Here is an 18435-nt window from a genome sequence, read left to right as displayed (position 1 = left end):
GCGGATGGCCTCTTCGCGAGCAGGCTCGCTCCCACAGGGGACTGCATTTCAACTGTGGGAGCGAGCCTGCTCGCGAAGACGGCGGCACAAACACCAACGAATTGCCTGAAGAAACACACAAGAACAGCCTGAGGAGATCCCCATGAACGCAGCCGTAGACGTTCTGCAATCCACCCATCAGCACATCAACCGCGACCGTCTGTGGCAGTCGCTCATGGAGCTGGCGAAACTCGGCGCCACGGTCAAGGGCGGCGTCTGTCGCCTGGCCCTGACTGACCTCGACCGCCAGGCCCGCGATACGTTTGTGAAGTGGTGTGAGGAAGCAGGCTGCACCGTCAGCATCGACGCCGTCGGCAACATCTTCGCTCGTCGTCCGGGCCGCAATCCTGACCTGCCGCCAGTGATGACCGGCAGCCACATCGACACCCAACCCACCGGCGGCAAGTTCGACGGCTGCTTCGGCGTGCTGGCCGGCGTCGAAGTGCTGCGCACCCTCAATGACCTGGGCATCGAAACCGAAGCGCCGATGGAAGTGGTGGTGTGGACCAACGAAGAGGGCTCGCGCTTCGCCCCGTGCATGATGGGCTCCGGCGTGTTCGCGGAAAAATTCACCCTGGAAGAAACCCTGGCCAAGGTCGATGCCGAGGGGGTGACCGTGGGCGAGGCGTTGAATGCCATCGGCTACGCGGGCCCACGAGCCGTCAGCGGCCACGCGGTGGGCGCTTATTTCGAAGCGCACATCGAGCAAGGGCCGATTCTCGAAGACGAGCGCAAGACCATTGGCGTCGTCATGGGCGCCCTCGGGCAGAAATGGTTCGACCTGAAACTGCGCGGCGTCGAGGCCCATGCGGGACCGACCCCGATGCACCTGCGCAAGGATGCACTGGTCGGCGCTGCCGTCATCGTTGGCGCAGTCAACCGCGCCGCCCTCGGTCACCAGCCCCACGCCTGCGGTACCGTCGGGTGCCTGCAAGCCTATCCCGGTTCCCGCAACGTCATCCCCGGCGAAGTGCGCATGACCCTGGATTTCCGGCATCTGGAACCGGCACGGCTGGACTCGATGATCGCCGAAGTCCGCGAAGTCATCGAAACCACCTGCGAGGAACACGGCCTCACTTACGAGCTGACACCCACCGCCGACTTCCCGCCATTGTATTTCGACAAGGGCTGCGTCGAAGCGGTACGCGGTGCCGCGCAAGGCCTGGGCCTGTCGCACATGGACATCGTCAGCGGCGCGGGGCACGACGCGATCTTTCTCGCCGAACTCGGTCCGGCCGGGATGATCTTCGTGCCGTGCGAAGGCGGCATCAGCCACAACGAAATCGAAAACGCCGCGCCGGATGACCTGGCGGCCGGGTGCGCGGTGCTGTTGCGGGCGATGCTGGCGGCTTCGGCGGCGATTGCGAAGGGGCAAATGGCGGCATAAGGACTGCCCTCACTCTTCCTGTGGGAGCGAGCCTGCTCGCGAAGGCGGTTTGCCATTCAACATTGATGTTGGCTGACACACCGCTTTCGCGAGCAGGCTCGCTCCCACAAGTTCTTCGCACTATCGCTGGGCCTGGCGGTCGTACTCTTCACAGGGACCATCGCATGTGTGGAGATCCAATGAGCCAGGACGTCCTGACCACCGAAACCAGTCGCCGCCAGTTGCAGCAGATCATCACCGGCCTGTCCGACGGGGTGATTCTGCTGGAACTGGACCAGACCATTGTCTGGGCCAACAACGCTGCGCTGGCCATGCACGGCGTCGATCGGATCGGCGAACTGGGGGCCGATGCCGAGGATTATGTCCGGCGTTTCGCCTTGCGTTATCGCAACCATCATCCGGTGCCGGCGGATAATTACCCGATTCACCGCGTGGCGCGTGGGGAGACCTTCAGCGATGTGCTGGTGGAGCTGACGCCGGTCCATGACGAAGAACATACCTGGGTCCACCGCGTGCGCAGCCTGGTGGTGACCGACAGCCACGGAGAGCCGGAATCCCTGGTGCTGATCATGGACGATGTCACCGACTGGGCCAGCGCCGAGCAGCGTTTCGAGAAGACCTTCGCCGCCAATCCGGCGCCGGCGGTGATCTGCCGTCTGAGCGATTTGCGCTACATCAAGGTCAATCCCGGTTTTCTCGAAATGACGGGTTATGCCCGCGATCAGGTGATTGGCAGCTCGACTTATGAGCTGGACGTGCTGGACCAGGCCGAAAACAAGGACCTGGCGAAACAGCGCTTGCGCGAAGGCGCGACCATTCCGCAAATGCAAGCCGAACTGCGCATGGCTGACGGCGACTACAAGCAAGTGATCGTCGCCGGCCAACCCCTGGAGCTCAACGACGAACCCTGCATGCTGTTTTCCTTCGTGGACATGGAGCCCCGGCGCAAGGCCGAAGTCGCCCTGCGGCAGAGCGAGGAACGGTTTGCCAAGGCATTTCGCCTGACACCGGTGCCGATCCTGGTCTGCAGCGCCGGGGATCAGGTGGTGCTGGATGTGAATGACGCCTTTCTGGAGACCCTCGCGTATCCCCGCGAAGAGGTACAGGGCAAATCCATCGCCGAGATCGACTTCATCCATGACAAGGGCGCGAAGGCCAAACTGCTAGCGGCGCTGGAGAAAACCGGACGACTGGACCGTGTTGATGTTCGCGTCCGCAAAAAAGACGTCGGGCTGATCGATTGCGCCGTGTCGGCGGAGACCGTGAACATACAGGACACCCCTTGCTACTTGCTGGTGTTGATGGACATCACCGAGCGCAAACGCACTGAGCTGGAGCTGGTGGCGGCCATTGAAGAGGTGATGAAAGACGCTTCGTGGTTCAGCCGCACGCTGATCGAGAAACTGGCCAACGTGAAAAACGTCAATTCGCCGCAATTGCCCAGTGTGTCCTTCACCGACCTGACGGTCCGCGAGCGTGATGTGCTGGAGCTGATCTGCGAAGGCCTGGCCGACAAGGAAATCGCCGCGCGCCTCAAGCTTGCGCCGAACACGGTGCGCAACCACGTCGCGACGGTGTATTCCAAACTCGATGTGCACAGTCGCAGCGAGGCGATCGTCTGGGCGCGCGAGCGTGGGTTGTTCGCCGGGGCAGGGCGATCCAGGGGGCAGCGCTAAGGTGCAAATGCACTAGCTGTCATAGTGCAAATGGAGGTTTTGGCAGGGTGCAGCGGCTCTTAGGCTGAGAGCGTGCGAACGGAGATCTCCGGATCCTTCGCGCGCGATTGTTCAAGCCGATCAAGGACTCGCCATGCAGCTGAAACACCTGACGTTTGCAGTCCCTTGCCACGAGGGTCAACCGCGATGATTCACGTGGCGCAATTGCGGTTGCAACTGGAACGCAGTTTTTCTCCCCTGGCCTGCGAATGCACCATCACAGGCGATCATTCGTTGACGGTGAAGCTCTACCATCCGGTGTCCGGGCAGGTGGACCTGGTGGTCAGCGGGTTGAACGTGGCAACGCTAAACACCAGCGAAGCGGTCGCCGCGCTGATCGAAGAGCTGCGTTACGAGCTCGAAAGCAACACCCTGCATCGCTCCGATCCCGTGCTGTGATTTTTGTCGGTTTTGACTACCGTTGGGGCTGAAGAACCCACGAAATCGGCTTTCCCATGACTCGCCCGTGAACTTTTTGGCAGTGTTTTGTTGTCACAAACTTGTCGATCACTTTTCGCGGGTCATCCTATGAACAGTCTTGGGAAACGCGTTTTCACACCACTTGCGCTGTGTGCTGTCATTCTCGGTGGCTGTGCCAGTCCGCCGCCACCTCCACCCGCCGCGCCGCCGCCACCGCCGGTCCGCACCTGCCAGGCCATGGATAAAACCGATGTGCTGGGCGATGTGCGTGATGAAAATGGCGAGGTGACGCGGGTCACTACGACCACTCGCTGTGTCACGCAGTAAACACTTGTGGGAGCGAGCCTGCTCGCGATGACGGTGTGACATTCAACTTCAATGTTGACTGGCAGACCTCTATCGCGAGCAGGCTCGCTCCCACAGTGGTTTGGCTTGGGTGTCAGGGCATCAGGACAGGAAACCACCATCGACGTTCAGCGAAACACCGGTGGTGTAGCTCGACGCGTCGCTGGCCAGGTACAGCACCGCGCCGGCCATTTCGCTTGGGTCCGCTACACGCTTGAGCGGGATCTGTGCCAGCGCGGTATTCAGGATCGCCTCGTTCTTCACCAGGGCCGAAGCGAACTTGGTGTCGGTCAGGCCCGGCAGCAGGGCGTTGCAGCGGATGCCGAACTGCGCGCATTCCTTGGCGAAGACTTTGGTCATGTTGATTACCGCCGCCTTGGTCACCGAATAGATGCCCTGGAACACGCCCGGGGAGATGCCGTTGATCGAAGCGACGTTGATGATGCTGCCGCCACCGTTTTCGCGCATCAGCTTGCCGGCTTCCACCGACATGAAGAAATAGCCGCGAATGTTGACGTCGACGGTCTTCTGGAATGCGCCGAGGTCGGTGTCCAGCACGTTGCAGAACTGTGGGTTGGTCGCGGCGTTGTTGACCAGGATGTCCAGGCGTCCGAACTGTTCCTTGATGCCGGCGAAGACCTGGCTGATCTGCTCCATTTCACCGATATGGCAAGCAATGGCCGTGGCCTTGCCGCCGGCGGCGATGATCGCGTCGGCCACGTGCTGGCAGCCTTCGAGCTTGCGGCTCGAAACGATCACGTGGGCGCCTTGCTGGGCCAGCAGTTTGGCGATGGCTTCACCGATACCGCGGCTGGCACCGGAAACGAAAGCGATCTTGCCGTCGAGGTCGAACAACTGAGTCTTGGACATGGGATTCTCTTTTAATGAAGTCTTGTTATCGAGTCAAAAGCCGGGGTTGCAGCTGATGCCAGTCGGTAGGGGCGGGCTTATTGAGTTGGTTCAGTAAGCCCACGTTATCGTTTACGACCATCGCGAGCAGGCTCGCTCCTACAGAGGATCGCCAGGGTCAGAGATCGGATTTCTGGATGACCTGCAGGCTCATCTGCTCCAGCAGTTTGTTCATGTGAATGAACTGCGCAAAGCGTTTGTCCTGGGTCTGGCCATGGTAGAAGCGGTAGTAGATCTGCTGCACGATGCCGGCCAGGCGGAACAGGCCGTAGGTGTAGTAGAAGTCGAAATTGTCGATCTGGATCCCGGAACGCTGGGCGTAGTAATCGACGAATTCGCGGCGGGTCAGCATGCCCGGGGCGTGGCTTGGCTGACGGCGCATCAGTTGCACCGGGGCCGGGTCGCCGGCTTCGATCCAGTAGGCGAGGGTGTTGCCCAGGTCCATCAGCGGATCGCCCAGCGTCGTCAGTTCCCAATCGAGCACGCCGATGATCTGCATCGGGTTGTTCGGGTCGAGGATCACGTTGTCGAAGCGGTAGTCGTTGTGCACGATGCTGGAGGTCGGGTGATCGGCCGGCATCTTGTCGTTGAGCCAGGCCTTGACCGCTTCCCACTGCGGCGCATCCGGGGTCAGGGCCTTCTCATAGCGATCGCTCCAGCCCTTGATCTGCCGTGCCACATAGCCTTCGGGCTTGCCGAGATCACCCAGGCCATAGGCGTTGTAGTCGACCCGGTGCAGTTCGACGAACTTGTCGATGAAGCTTTTGCACAGGGCTTCGGTTTTCGCTGAATCGAGCCCCAGTTCCGGTGGCAGTTCCGAGCGCAGGATGATGCCCTTGACCCGCTCCATCACGTAGAAATCGGCACCGATCACCGACTCATCGGTGCAGTGCACATAGGCTTTCGGGCAATACGGAAAACCGTCGCGCAATTGATTGAGGATGCGGAATTCGCGCCCCATGTCGTGGGCGGACTTGGCCTTGTGGCCAAAGGGCGGCCGGCGCAGGACGAACTCCTGCTCAGGGTATTCGAGCAAATAGGTGAGGTTGGACGCGCCGCCCGGAAACTGGCTGATCTGCGGCAGGCCACTGAGGCCCGGAATGTGCGCCTTGAGGTATGGATCGATCAGGCTGGCATCGAGTTCTTCGCCGGAGCGGATACGGGTGGACTGGTCAGTAAGCGCCATGCTTATCCCTTCTGCTTATTTTGGAGGCCAGACATCATTGGCTAATCTAATGGCGCGCCTTGAGCGCCACAAGTGCGACACGGTCTTATAGGTTAGCGTGTTGCCGGATAATCAGTGTTCCTGATGTGTGAGAAGCGCGGTTGCGGGCTATGGTTGAGAGGGGCTGATGGCTTCCAGGACGGAGGTGTGGAATGGGTTGTCCGCAAGTGTGTGCCAGTGCCACCCTGCAATGCAGCTTCGGCGCCGCGCCGGCGGTGCTCAATGTGCTGCCGGTGAACCGCACGCTGACCGGCGGGCTGCCAGCGGCGAACATCATGGACCACATACCGCTGGTGAATGTCACCACGTTCGGCATGTGCACCAGCCTGGCCAACCCCACGGTCGCCGCTGCGACTGCCGCGGCACTTGGCGTGCTGACGCCGATGCCGTGCATCCCGGCCACCGCCACGCCATGGATCCCCGGAGGCCCGCCGACCCTGCTGCTGGGCGGCATGCCGGCTATCGATGCCAACAGCACCCTGATGTGCAACTGGGCCGGGGTGATCAAGATCGTCATGCCGGGGCAGATGCAGATGCTCATTCCCTGATTGATGCACCGAAAATGTTGGCAGTACCGGCCTCTTCGCGAGCAGGCTCGCTCCCACATTGGATTGATGAACGACCCGGATCAAATGTGGGAGCGAGCTTGCTCGCGAAGAGGCCGGAACAGTCAGCACACCGGATTCAGGTTTCGGCCGGATCATTCCAGCGCTGAAACCACCAACGCACCCTTGAGATCGGTTTGCCCGTGTCATCCAGCGGCCGGCCGTCACTGGCGAAACCCTGTTCCGGCTCGACCAGTTGTCCATTGAGATAACGGGCCTCCACCGCCGGTTTTCCATTGGGATGAAAACGCTGGTAACGCCCCTCGCGCACGCCATCGCGGTAAAGCTCGGCTTCAGCCAGTTGTCCGTCCGGGAAAAAATTCAACGCCTCGCCATGCAGCAACCCGCGCCGGTAAGTGGCCTTGCGTTGCAGCCAGCCTTCGGGCGCGTAGAAACTGGCGATGCCCTGCAGTTTGTCCTGCTCGAAAGGCAGTTGCGCCGACAGTTGGCCATTGGGGTGATACAGCAGCGTGATGCCTTGCAGTTCGCCTCGGCTGTATTGCAGATCGGCCTGGGCGCGACCGTCGTCCTTGATATGCAGCGCACCGTCGAGTTGCCCGTCGAGCAGGCGACCCTTGAGCTGCTTATCGTTCTGCTGCACATCCAGCGGCGTCGTGGCCATGGTCACTCCCTGTCAGTTGACTTGCACCAGGCCGCCCTTGATGGTCAGCATGCCGCCACCATCCACGGTCTGCGAGGCGGCGGCCTTGTTCGTAAGGCTGATGCCGGCATCGTTGGTCATCGTGGTGCCGGCCTTGTTTTCCAGGGATGTTCCGGCCTGGCTGCTCAACGAGGTCCCGGCTTTCTGACTGATCGAGGTGCTGGCCTCGGCCGCCAGATCCGCACCGCTTTTGATCGCAAAACTGCCACCACTTTGCAGGGTCAGGGTACCGGTCACCTTGATGGTCAGGTTGCCGTCCACCGTCAGGCTGTAGTCGCCGGTGACCTTGTGCGCGTAATTGCCGCCGGTGCTGTGGTTCTGGTCGGCACCGACCTTCACCGTGCGGCTGTCCTTGACGTCGAGGCTGTCGGTGCCGGTCTGGATCGTCACGCTACGGTTGCCTTTCTCCAGGGTCACGGTTTCGTCACCGTCCTTCACGGTCCGGGTGCGCGCGTTTTGCACCGTGAGGGTTTCATCGTGACCCACCGTGGCAGTGGTATCGTTGAGCACGTTGATCTTCAGGTCTTTCTGCGCCTGCAAAAACACCTCTTCGGCGTCTTTCTTGTCCTCGAAGCGCAACTCGTTGAACCCGCCGCCACCCTTGGATGACTGAGTCTTGATCCCCGATTGCGTCTGATTGGCGGGCAAGGCATAGGGCAGGGCGTTATCGCCGTTGTAGACGCAGCCGGTGACCAGGGGGCGGTCGGGATCGCCGTCGATGAAGGTCACGATCACTTCCTGGCCGATGCGCGGCACGAATTGCATGCCGAAACCCTTGCCGCTCCAGGGCAGCACCACGCGCACCCAGCAGGAACTGGTCTCGTCATTTTTGCCGTCGCGATCCCAGGGGAACTGCAACTTGATGCGACCGTATTCGTCGGTCCAGATTTCCTCCCCGGACTTGCCTACCACGAGCGCTGTCTGCGGATGCATCCGTGGTTTGTGCGTGGTGCGCGAGGGGCGAAACGGCGTGGCCTTGGGGATGGCCTCGAAACGGTTGCGGTAGTGCTCGTGGCTGACGTCATGGGTCACCCGGGTCACCACCCAATCGATGTTCTGCGCCGGGTCATCATGCCCGGCGAGGGTGAACCAATGCCCCGGAACCAGCCAGCGGCAGTCGCTTTCGCCGACAAAGCGCTTCTCCTCACTGCGCAACCCGTCCACCCGCTGTTTGGTCAGTGCATCGCCACGGGCCTTGGCGGTGTAACCGCCCGGATGCTCATACATCGAACGCGGCCCGGCCACGGCTTCGGCCTGGGCGTACAGCGAGGTCGTCGGTGTGGTGAATTCGTAATCCGTCGCCCGGTACACCCCGGCCACGGCCTGCACACAGACCTGGCCTGCGCGAATGCCATGCAGCTCGCGTTCCCCCATTTGCTGGCCGAGGTAATTGACCTTGGGCCCGTTGGGAATCGGCACGAACGCATCGTTGCTGTCCCCCAGTACCAGCGTGTGCTTGCCGTCCTCGTGGGTGAAAAACCAGAAAATCCCCTCGTCCTCCAGCAGTCGCGAGATAAAACTGAAATCGGTCTCGCCGTACTGCACGCAATATTCCCGAGGGGTGTAACTGCCGGTGAGCGAGAGCTTGAAATCGGTGAAGCCGTGGGCCTTGAAAATCGTGGTGACGATGTCCGACGTGCTGAGGTTCTGGAACACCCGATTGTTGCTGGCCAGGGTCAGCCACCAGAGCCAAGGCCTTAAAACCAGCTGATAGCGCTCAGCCGTGGCATCGGCGGGGAGTTGGCGGATTTCGGCGACCAGCGCGTCCAATGGGCGGGTCTGGGCATCGTTGTGCAGGGTGGTGGTGACGTGGCTGGCGATGGCCGGGCTCAGAGCTAGGGAAGTGCCGTCATTGAGGCCGTTGAGGGTGTACGAGCCGAGGCTATTGAGCGCTTCATCGCCGGACAGTGACTCAGGGTAAAGCGCCGACAGCGAGGGGGCGGTGAGGGAGAGGGTGGTGTTGCTGTCGGCGGCGCGGGGCATTGGCTTTGATTCAGTCGGGTGCGCAATAAGCGTCGGCGGCACCGATGCAGCCGCTGCATGGCGTGATGTACGAGCCGTACCGGTCGCCGACGGTCTCGTAGGAAGTCAGTGATGAGACATCCTTGCCCAGAGGATGCACAACGAGAGATAGCTCCGCGATGGTGGCGCCTCTGTCATGGATCTGATGAATTATTTTCTTTTCGGCACATCCCGGGTTGCGATATTCACTGATGGCATCTGATGTAGTCGTACAGCCGGTAATGCCTTTGCGAACAGTGTCATTCGCCTTGGCCACGGCAATTCCAGCGGCTTTCTCTATCCACTTCGTAACGCCAAAAGTGCCCGCTACGGTTTTTATGTTTCGTTGCAGGTCGGGGGATACGGCGAAGTACCAATAGTTACCCGCGGACAAGCAAACAGCGATAACGCCTTCACTGTTGACACCGTTGCTTGTTAAAACCCGAGAAAATGCCACTGCTGCATCGTAGGAGGCATCATCCGGACCCATCATGTTTCCAAAGTATTTGGCGAGCAGGTCTTTCGTGGTTTGTTGAAGTGGCATGGCTTATCTCCATTCCTTCGGATTGTTGGACAGGCGTTTCACCGAGCCCATCGTCGTTGTGTTTTTGTTACCCCATTCAATCTCGGGATGAACACCCTTGTCGGCCGCCGGTTGCTGGACGCGTTACTCCAACACCCACTCCGCCAACTTCCCTGTCACCTGCGTCATCAACACATTCTCGATATCCCTGGCCCCGGCCGCACTGCATTTGGCCAGCACGGCCTGCACAATCCCGGCATCGAATTCAAACTGCTTGCCGGTCGCGGCTTTGTAGCGGCCGCGCAGTTTCTCCAGTTTCGCCAACACAATGCCCTCCAGCGTCGCCTCATCCAGTGGCCGGTACGCGACCACGGTCATGCGCGCCAGAAATGCCGGGCGAAAGGCTTGCAGCAACACCTTGTGCAGGGCTTCGTTGAAGGCGTCGGTGCCCAGCTGCGCCACGGGTGTATCGAGCAGCAACTCGGCGCCCACGTTGCTGGTGGCGAGCATCACGGTGTTTTTGAAGTCCACCACCAGGCCGGTGCCGTCCTCCATCACACCTTTATCGAACACGTTGTAAAAGGCTTCGAGCACGTCCGGGTGGGCCTTTTCGATTTCGTCCAGCAGCACCACGGAATAGGGTTTGCGCCGCACCGCTTCGGTCAGGACACCGCCGCTGCCGTAGCCGACGTAACCGGGCGGAGCGCCTTTGAGCTGGCTGACGGTGTGGGCTTCCTGGTATTCCGAGAGGTTGATGCTGATCAGGTTGCGTTCGCCGCCGTACAGGGCATCGGCCAGGGCGTAGGCGGTTTCGGTTTTGCCGACGCCGGTGGGGCCGACGAGCAGGAACACGCCGACCGGTTTCTGCGGGTCGGTGAGCCCGGCGCGGTAGGCTTGCAGGCGTTGCGCAATGGTGTTCAGCGCGATGCTCTGGCCCATCACCCGCAAGCCCATGCGCTGGCCGACGGTACGGACCGCGTGGGCTTCGTCGGCAAGCATTTTGCCCACCGGGATGCCGGTCCAGCCGGCGATCACTGCCGCCACGGTTTTGGTGTCGACCTGTTCCGGCACTAAGGGGTCGTCCTGGCGAATAGCATCGAGCCCGGCTTCCAGGCGCAGCAGTTCGGCGGCCAGGTGATCGATGCGGGTGTCGGTGGCTTCATCGGGTTTGTCGCTGTCGGCGCGTTCGCTCAAGGCCAGCAGTTCACGGCGGGTGTCCAGCAGTTCACGCACCGCGACCCGCTCTTCGCTCCAGCGGGTTTCCAGCTCGCGAATGGCCTGTTCGTTGCTCAGGGATTCGCTTTCGAGCCCGGTGATGCGTTCGCGATGATCAAGCCCGGTGGCCTGTTCCCGGCGCAGGCGTTCGACCTCATCTTTCAGGCTTTGCTGGCGGTGACGCAGACTTTCCAGCGGTGGCGGCACATCGTGCTGGCCGAGGGCGACCCGGGCGCACGCGGTGTCGAGCACGCTGATGGCCTTGTCCGGCAACTGGCGCCCGGAGATGTAGCGGTGCGACAGCTTCACAGCTTCGTGAATGGCCGCATCCAGTACCTGCACGCCGTGATGCTCTTCCAGTTTCGCAGCAACGCCGCGAAGCATTTCCACGGCGGTGGCTTCGTCCGGCTCCTCGACCTGCACCAGCTGGAAACGCCGGGCGAGGGCCGGGTCTTTTTCGAAGTATTTCTTGTACTCCAGCCAGGTGGTGGCCGCGAGGGTGCGTAATTCGCCTCGGGCCAGCGCCGGTTTGAGCAGGTTCGCCGCGTCGCTGCCACCTTCGGCACCTCCGGCGCCAATCAGGGTGTGGGCTTCGTCGATAAACAGAATGATCGGTTTTTCAGCGCTGCGAACCGCATCGATCACCCCCTTGAGCCGCTGTTCGAACTCGCCCTTGACCCCGGCACCGGCCTGCAACAGGCCCAGGTCCAGTACCCGCAGGCTGACTTCTTGCAATGAGGGCGGCACATCACCGGCGGCGATGCGCAGGGCCAAGCCTTCGACCACGGCGGTCTTGCCCACGCCCGGGGCGCCGACCAGGATCGGATTGTTCTGTCGGCGCCGCAGCAGGATGTCGATGCACTGGCGAATCTCGCCATCGCGCCCGACGATCGGGTCGATGCGCCCGGCGTGGGCGTCGGCGGTCAGGTCCTGGGTGTACTGATCGAGCACCGAGTCCTGCTTGGGTTGTGCACTCTTCTTGGCGACAGCGCGTACACCGCCGACATGTTCACGGGATTTTTCCGTCCACTCCAACAGGTTGGCGCGCAGGGCTTCACGGGGAATGCGCAGCAGCGATGAAGCACTGTTGAGCAGCAGGCTGCGGCGTTCGTCGCGGTCGATCAGCGCCAGCAGCAACAGGCCGGAGCGAATACTCTCCAGTCCCAGCACGCTGGCCTGGACCACGGCGTCCTCCAGCAGGCCGAGGGTGTGCGTCGAGATCGCCGGCGTGCGGGTGCTGCCCGCCTTGAACAAGTCCAGCGCCTTGTTGATTTCAGCGCTCAGGGCATCGCGCTCCAGACCGAAGCGCGGCAGCAGGAAGGCAAAGTCACCGCCCTCGATATCCAGCAACTCCAGCAGCAGGTGTTCGATTTCAACGAAATGATGGCCCCGTTGCAGGCAGCGTTGCGCGGCCCGTTCCAGGGCACGGCGGTTGTCCGGGTTGAGGCGTCCGATCAGGCTGGCCAGTTCCATGTTCAGGTGATCTCCGGCTGACGAAGGCGGGTTTCGATCCGCTGCACGGCGAGGCTGGTCTGGCGTTGCAAACCGCCGTTCCAGCTGAGCACCGGCGCCGTGTCGCGGCCGAGTATCAGCGGCCCGGCCCCACGCACCAGCAGCACCAGGGTTATGTCCAGGTCCGGGCCGAAATACAGGGCGCCGAGGCTGGCCAGGGCCGGGTGTGCTTCGCCGTCCGGAAGAAAGCCTGCCGCTTGTGCCGAGCTCAAGGGGCCGAGGGTGAGGCGAATCCCGGCGTGTTCATCCCACACCCGCGTGCCGGCGACGGCGCTGCGCCCCAGTTGCAGATTGCGGCCTCCGGGTTGCAGGCGGCTGCGGCTGGCCGGCGGAATCTCGCGCCAGGCCCCTTCATAAGCACTGAGTTGCACCGGCATTTCAAACTGTTCGCGCACGATGGCGGCGAAGCCGGCCAGTGAACGGCGGCCATCGGCGAACAAGGCGCTGCACGCCAGCACGGCGCTGTCGGGTATGGCCTGACGTTCCCGCAACGCCTTGGGCAACAAGCCCGTCAGCGCCCGCAGTTGCGCGTGGACGGGTGAGGCGCCCGGCGGGGTGAAGCCCACGGCGATCCGGTGTTTGCGCATCACCTTGTACAGCAGGCTCAACAGCCGATGCTGGAACAGATCGAGAAACGCGGCCGGCGCATGGTCCCTGGCCCGGGCCCGCTGCTGCAACCATTCCTGATAGGCGTAGGGCAGGGGGCCGTCGGGGCCGCCGAGGCCGAACATCGGGGTGCTGAGCACCGGGCGCTCGCCGGGTGCTTCGCTCAGGCTTTCGACCTCACTGGCGGCGAACAGCGGCGTCAACGGCCCACGCAAGCGCAGGGCTTCGGCCTGGGGCGCGCTGCCGCTGCCCAGGGAGTCGGCTTGCGGACTTTCGCGCTCCAGCAGCAACAACGCCTGCAACAGCTCGAACGCCTGCGGGTCGCGGCGCAAGCGTTGGCTCAGGCTCAGAGGGACAGGGGCATGCCGGCTTGGGGTTGCCATGCCTTGACCTCCTTGTCGGACTGCACCAGTACCGTACGCACGAAGCGGTTAGCCGTGGCATACAGGGAAAAGAACTGCGCCAGTACCGCCGAAAACAACACGGCGCTGCTGCCGACGAAATGCTGCGGGTCGAGTTGCAGACGCACTTCCAGGCCATTGCGCCAACCACGCCAGGCATCTTCGCCGATGTGCGCGATCACGCGCTCGCACTCCAGGCCCAGCAAGCCCTGGATCTGCCGCAAGGCTGCGGCCTCATCGCGCAGGTTATGCAGTTGCAGGATCTCCTTGAGCGCATCCAGGGCCTGCGGCCCTTCGACCAGCGATAAATGATTGAGGGTCAATTGCGACACCAGCCGCCAGCGCGACTCGCCGTCCAGTTGCGGCAGGCTCTGGGCGCTGGGCGGATTGCGCAACCGCGCCCAGGCCACCGGCCCCGGGCGTTCGAAGCCCAGGGGCGTGCCGGCCGGCAGGCTTTGCGCCAGGTGTCGATTGGTGCAGAGCAATTCCGCGGTAAGGCTGTAGTCGAACAGGTCGGTCAAGGGATTGAGGCGCGCGTCCACCAGACTCAACAGCACGTCACTGCCCAGCCGATTGGGCGTCAGCGCGCTGACCCGTCGCGCATGCCAGTAGCGTTGCTGTTCACCGCCACTGTGCTGCCGGCCGTAATAGGCGGGGAGGCGCTGCACACCCTGGGCCGAGCTTGCGCGCACGGTGCGGATGCTGTGGATCTCGACGCTGTTTTCCCGATGGCTGTCAGCGACCAGTCGGTATTCACTGCGGGTGCCGTCCGGACGCAACGGCTCCGATGTGCGCGGAAAAAGGTTGATGACCGGCGCGCAGCCCAGGGCAATGTCGCTGGCTTGAAGGGGCAGGCGGCTGGCCGGGGCGCGGTCGAAGACGATGTACAGCAACAGGGTCGGATCGGCGCTGGCCGCACCGGCCAGCGGTAAATCGAAGAAGTTGAATTTCTCCGGGAAGGCAAAATATTCGGCCAGCAGACGCATGCCGGGGTGGACACCGTCTTCATCGGGCAGCAGCACTTCATCACTGGCGAAACCGACGATGTCCGGCAAACCGCTGAGCGCTACCGGCACACTGCCCGGCGCTCCGGCGAGGACGTTGATCGCGTGGGCGCCGAGCAGGTCATACAGGCAGGCGTTGGTCACCGGCGATGCGGCCAGATGCACCCGCAACCGGTCGATCGCCAGTTCATCCCAGCGGGTTTCCCCCAGGCAACGCAGGCTCAGGCGCAGGGCGGAGCGGGCCTCACTCACACCGGTCAGCGCCTGGGCCTCGTCGCTGCCGAGCAACAAGGCTTCGGTGACCTCTATCGGCCACAAGCGCACCGCCGCGCTGGTGCGAAAGTGGATGCTTTCGCCTTTGCTGGTGGTGACGAACAGCGGAGTATCCCGGGGCAAGGGGTAGCCGCCGTCGAGTTTGCCTTTGCCAGGATCGGGCTCGAACTGCACGATCGCGCAGGACGGCAAGGGGCGCATGGCCAGCGGATAAAGCTGTTCCAGCAACGCGTCGCTGAATTCCGCGTAGTCGTCATCGAGCCGGCGCTGCAAGCGTGCCGCCAGCAACGCGAAACCTTCCAGCAAGCGCTCGACGTGCGGGTCGGGGCATTCGTCCGGGGACAGTTCCAGGCGCCGGGCGACCTTGGGGTAGCGTTCGGCGAATTGACTCCCGGCGCGCCGCAGCCAGGTCAGTTCGCGCTGGTAGTAGTCGAGCAGTTGCGGGTCAATCGAGTCGCTCATGGCGCACCTCCAGACTCTCACCGGCCTGTGCGATGACAAACGCCACCGGCCAGTGTTGTCGGCCGCTGCGCAATTGACCGAGCAGGCGAATGCTCAGTTGCTGAGGTTGCCCCGGCAGTGGATTGATCTGAACCTCGGCCAACAGCAGGCGCGGTTCGAAATGCTCGATGGCGGCACGGACCTCCCGCGCCAACTGACGACGGTCATCGCTGCGCTGCTGTTGCAGGGCGGTCCAGTCAGCGATGCCGTAGTCGAGAATGCTCGGCGGGGTGGTCAGCGCCCGGGGACCGCGGCGGGTGTTGAACAGGCGTAGCAACTCCGTGTGCACCGAGTCGAGCAGGTCCTGGCGATCGAACACCTGCGCGGTATCCGTCTCGCTTGAGGCCAGGCGCTCGAACAGTGGTGGGAGAATGCCAGTGCCGGCCATGGCCGCCGCGTCCGCTTACTTGGCCAGCTTGTTGGCGGCCATGTCCCAGGTCGAGGCGGCCGTGCCTTCCTTGGTGCCGTCGTCTTTCTGCGCCGTCAGCTCCCATTTGATTTTGGTGAAGTTGAGCGACAGGGTTTCCACCGGTTTGCCGCCGGTGCCGCCACTGACGCTGACGTTGGACAGCACCACGTTGGTCAGGGTGTAGATGATGAACGGCATCAGCTTGCCGTCGCCTTCGGCGGCGTTGCGCCCGACGATGACCTTGGCTTCCGGGATCGGTTTGCCGGCGCAGCAGTACTCGTTGAGAGAGGGGGTCGAGCTGTCGACAAATTTGGTCAGGGTGAACTCGCCGATGTGGGGTTTGCCGGAGGTGCGCTCCGAGTTGCTCACGTCATTGGTCACTTGCATCGCCACGTTATGGCTGTAGGACATGACTTCGATCTTGTCCGTGTAGCCCTCGAGCAGGCTGTCGCCTTTGATGTCGCCGCCGAGGTCGAGAATGATTGCATCCATCGCATGTAACTCCAGAAGGTTATCGCGTCAGATAAGCGGGGAACCCCGCCGGAAAAATCCGGCGGGGGCAGGGTGGGTCAGGCCGCGACCGGTGGCGGCAGGGTGGCGACCAGTCGGATCGATGCGGTCAGCTCCTCCAGCTGAAAGTGCGGCCGCAGGAACACCGTGGCCCGATAGGCGCCCGGCTTGCCGGCGACTTCGGTGACGTCCACCCGGGCCTCTCGCAACGGGTACTGCGCCTTGATCTCCTGCGGCGCGTTGTCGTTGATCAGCACGTAGTCGGCGATCCAGTTGTTGAGGTAGGTCTGGACGTTGTCGCGGGTCATGAAACTGCCGACCTTGTCGCGCATGATCACCTTCAGGTAATGAGCGAAGCGCGACGCGGCGAGCACGTAGGGCAACATCGCCGAGATGCGCGCGTTGGCATTGGCTTCGTTGGTGTTGTAGACCTTGGATTTGTTGGTGGTCTGGCCGCCGAAGAACACCGCGATGTCGCTGTTTTTCTTGTGGCACAGGGCGATGAAACCGAGGTCGTTGAGCTCTTTTTCCCGACGGTCGGTGATGGCCACTTCGGTCGGGCACTTGAGCGACAGGTCGCCCGAACTGGTGCGGAAGGTATGCGCCGGCAAGCCTTCCACAGCGCCCCCGCCCTCGGCGCCGCGAATCGCCGCGCACCACCCGTATTTGGCAAAGGCTTCGGTGATCCGTTGCGACAGGGCCCACGCCGCATTGCCCCACAGGTATTTACTGTGATCAGTGCCGTTCACGTCTTCGACGTAGTTCATGCCTTCGACCGGTAAGGTTTCCGGGCCATAGGGCAGGCGCAGCAAGAAGTGCGGCAACACCAGCGACACGTAGCGCGAATCTTCGCTTTCGCGGAAGGAGCGCCACTTGATCAGTTCCTGGCTTTCGAAGACTTTCGACAGATCACGGGGCACGGCCAGTTCGGTGAAGCTGTTCATGTCGAACAGCCGTGGACTGGCGGCGGCAATGAACGGGGCATGGGCCGCGGCGGCGACGTTCGACAGCTTTTCCAGCAGGCCGATGTCCTGCGGATGCCGGCCGAAGGTGTAGTCCCCCACCAGCAGGCTGAACGGGTGGCCGCCGAAGGTGCCGTATTCCTCTTCGTAGATCTTCTTGAATAACGCGCTCTGGTCGAATTCGACGGCTTTTTCCAGGTCGTTCTGCAGCTCTTTCTGGGAGACGTTGAGCAGGCGCAGTTTCAGCCGGGTGCTGGTTTCGGTGTTCTGCACCAGCATGTGCAGGCCGCGCCAGGACGCCTCGAGTTTTTGCAGGTCCGGGTGATGCAGCACTTCATTGAGCTGGGCGCTGATCAGCTCGTCGATCTGGCTGATGCGGTCGTTGATCATCGCCACAGTGTCCTTGTCGATGGCCATGCCTTCGTCGAGCACCTGGGTGGCGAACTCCGCGAGCATGTCGCGGGCGTAATCCTGCTGACTGTCGTCATGGGCCATGCGGCCCTCGGCGATGATGCGGTCGAGCAGGGATAAGGTCTGGGTCGTACTGTCGCTGGCTTGGCTTGAGGCGGAGGCGGGCATGACGGAGTCTCCCTGGAGGCGTGAGTGATCAGGCTTGCGGTTCGGCCGGGGTTTCGGCGTCGGTGTCGCCAGCGGGCGCGGCGGTGTCCGGACGGGCCGATTTGATTTCCTGCAGGCCCTCGGTGTTGGCGATGACGTCGCGCAACAGCTTGTCCAGATCGTCGTTGCCGTCGAGTTTGGTCAACAGGTCGCGCAGGCGTTGACGGGCTTCGAACAGACGCCGCAATGGGGTCACTTGCTCGACCACCTTGACCGGGTCGAAGTCGTCGATGTGTTTGAAGTTCAGCTCGATGTTGAGCTTGCTGTCGTCGCCGCTGAGGGTGTTGTTGACCTGCAAGGTGGCGCGCGGGGTGATCGAGGCGAGCACTTCGTTGAAGTTGTCGCGGTCGATTTCGGTGAAGCGCCGTTCACTCAGTTTGGGCAGGGGCTCAAGGGGTTTGCCGGAAAGGTCTGCGAGAATGCCGACCACCAGTGGCAATTCCTTCTTTTCGATGGCGTCGCCGATTTCTACGTCGTAAGTGATTTGCACTCTGGGCGGGCGGACCCGGTCGAGCTTGTGCTGAGTACTTTCTGCCATGGTGGCTGACTCCGATGCATGGGGCGGGCGCAATGCAGCGGGGAACCCCGTTCATC

The 18435-nt window shown here is 62.5% G+C and carries 16 protein-coding genes; 4 read left to right on the top strand and 12 right to left on the bottom strand.

Annotation, left to right across the window (positions count from 1 at the left end; translation table 11 throughout):
• Nucleotides 1–142: 142 nt before the first annotated feature.
• From HNQ83_RS15715 to HNQ83_RS15705, 3 genes are all read left to right on the top strand, one after another.
• Nucleotides 143–1426: a Zn-dependent hydrolase gene (locus HNQ83_RS15715; protein ID WP_175389810.1), complete on the top strand. Its 1284-nt coding sequence runs from the start codon at nt 143–145 to the stop codon at nt 1424–1426.
• 179 nt (nt 1427–1605) lie between these two features.
• Nucleotides 1606–3102, top strand: coding sequence for a helix-turn-helix transcriptional regulator (locus HNQ83_RS15710; protein WP_175389809.1), 1497 nt, complete (start codon nt 1606–1608; stop codon nt 3100–3102).
• Between the two features lie 186 nt (nt 3103–3288).
• A complete protein-coding gene (locus HNQ83_RS15705) occupies nt 3289–3540 on the top strand; it encodes a DUF1652 domain-containing protein (RefSeq protein WP_175389808.1) in 252 nt (83 codons plus the stop codon).
• Nucleotides 3541–4008: 468 nt separating this feature from the next.
• Here HNQ83_RS15705 and HNQ83_RS15700 read toward each other — a convergent pair whose 3' ends face one another.
• Both HNQ83_RS15700 and HNQ83_RS15695 read right to left on the bottom strand, forming a co-directional pair.
• Complete coding sequence (locus HNQ83_RS15700) at nt 4009–4776, bottom strand: SDR family oxidoreductase (protein ID WP_110962532.1); 768 nt, start codon at nt 4774–4776, stop codon at nt 4009–4011.
• A gap of 157 nt (nt 4777–4933) precedes the next feature.
• Entirely contained in the window at nt 4934–6001 is a 1068-nt protein-coding gene (locus HNQ83_RS15695) for a phosphotransferase family protein (RefSeq protein ID WP_175389807.1), read from the bottom strand.
• Between the two features lie 191 nt (nt 6002–6192).
• On the opposite strand from HNQ83_RS15695, the gene HNQ83_RS15690 reads away from it, so the two are divergent.
• A complete protein-coding gene (locus HNQ83_RS15690) occupies nt 6193–6588 on the top strand; it encodes a DUF4280 domain-containing protein (RefSeq protein ID WP_175389806.1) in 396 nt (131 codons plus the stop codon).
• A 136-nt stretch (nt 6589–6724) separates the two neighbouring features.
• Here the strand turns inward: HNQ83_RS15690 and HNQ83_RS15685 are convergent, their stop codons facing one another.
• From HNQ83_RS15685 to tssB, 10 genes are all read right to left on the bottom strand, one after another.
• The gene (locus HNQ83_RS15685; RefSeq protein WP_175389805.1) at nt 6725–7267 is read right to left on the bottom strand and encodes a toxin-antitoxin system YwqK family antitoxin; all 543 of its coding nucleotides are present in this window, start codon (nt 7265–7267) and stop codon (nt 6725–6727) included.
• 12 nt (nt 7268–7279) lie between these two features.
• Nucleotides 7280–9289 (bottom strand): type VI secretion system tip protein VgrG, encoded by a 2010-nt coding sequence (tssI, locus tag HNQ83_RS15680; RefSeq protein WP_175389804.1) that lies wholly within the window; start codon nt 9287–9289, stop codon nt 7280–7282.
• Between the two features lie 10 nt (nt 9290–9299).
• A complete protein-coding gene (locus HNQ83_RS15675; RefSeq protein ID WP_175389803.1) occupies nt 9300–9851 on the bottom strand; it encodes a hypothetical protein in 552 nt (183 codons plus the stop codon).
• Nucleotides 9852–9974: 123 nt separating this feature from the next.
• Nucleotides 9975–12518 carry a type VI secretion system ATPase TssH gene (gene tssH, locus HNQ83_RS15670; RefSeq protein WP_175389802.1) on the bottom strand — a complete coding sequence of 848 codons (2544 nt, stop codon included), beginning with the start codon at nt 12516–12518 and terminating at the stop codon, nt 9975–9977.
• Between the two features lie 2 nt (nt 12519–12520).
• Nucleotides 12521–13546, bottom strand: coding sequence for a type VI secretion system baseplate subunit TssG (gene tssG / locus HNQ83_RS15665; protein WP_175389801.1), 1026 nt, complete (start codon nt 13544–13546; stop codon nt 12521–12523).
• Nucleotides 13510–15303 (bottom strand): type VI secretion system baseplate subunit TssF, encoded by a 1794-nt coding sequence (gene tssF, locus HNQ83_RS15660; RefSeq protein WP_175389800.1) that lies wholly within the window; start codon nt 15301–15303, stop codon nt 13510–13512. Before tssF ends, tssG begins: the two co-directional genes overlap by 37 nt.
• Nucleotides 15287–15730: a type VI secretion system baseplate subunit TssE gene (gene tssE / locus HNQ83_RS15655; RefSeq protein WP_175389799.1), complete on the bottom strand. Its 444-nt coding sequence runs from the start codon at nt 15728–15730 to the stop codon at nt 15287–15289. The genes tssF and tssE overlap by 17 nt, the downstream gene beginning before the upstream one ends.
• 15 nt (nt 15731–15745) lie before the next feature.
• Complete coding sequence (locus tag HNQ83_RS15650) at nt 15746–16243, bottom strand: Hcp family type VI secretion system effector (RefSeq protein ID WP_175389798.1); 498 nt, start codon at nt 16241–16243, stop codon at nt 15746–15748.
• A gap of 77 nt (nt 16244–16320) precedes the next feature.
• Nucleotides 16321–17802: a type VI secretion system contractile sheath large subunit gene (gene tssC / locus HNQ83_RS15645; protein WP_175389797.1), complete on the bottom strand. Its 1482-nt coding sequence runs from the start codon at nt 17800–17802 to the stop codon at nt 16321–16323.
• Between the two features lie 28 nt (nt 17803–17830).
• Complete coding sequence (gene tssB / locus HNQ83_RS15640; RefSeq protein ID WP_095194988.1) at nt 17831–18379, bottom strand: type VI secretion system contractile sheath small subunit; 549 nt, start codon at nt 18377–18379, stop codon at nt 17831–17833.
• Between the last annotated feature and the right edge of the window lie 56 nt (nt 18380–18435).

Origin of the sequence: Pseudomonas sp. C2B4, assembly GCF_013359695.1 — a bacterium.
Lineage (GTDB): Bacteria > Pseudomonadota > Gammaproteobacteria > Pseudomonadales > Pseudomonadaceae > Aquipseudomonas.
Note: the sequence above shows the minus strand (reverse complement) of the source record. Positions and strands in the feature narration are given on the sequence as shown.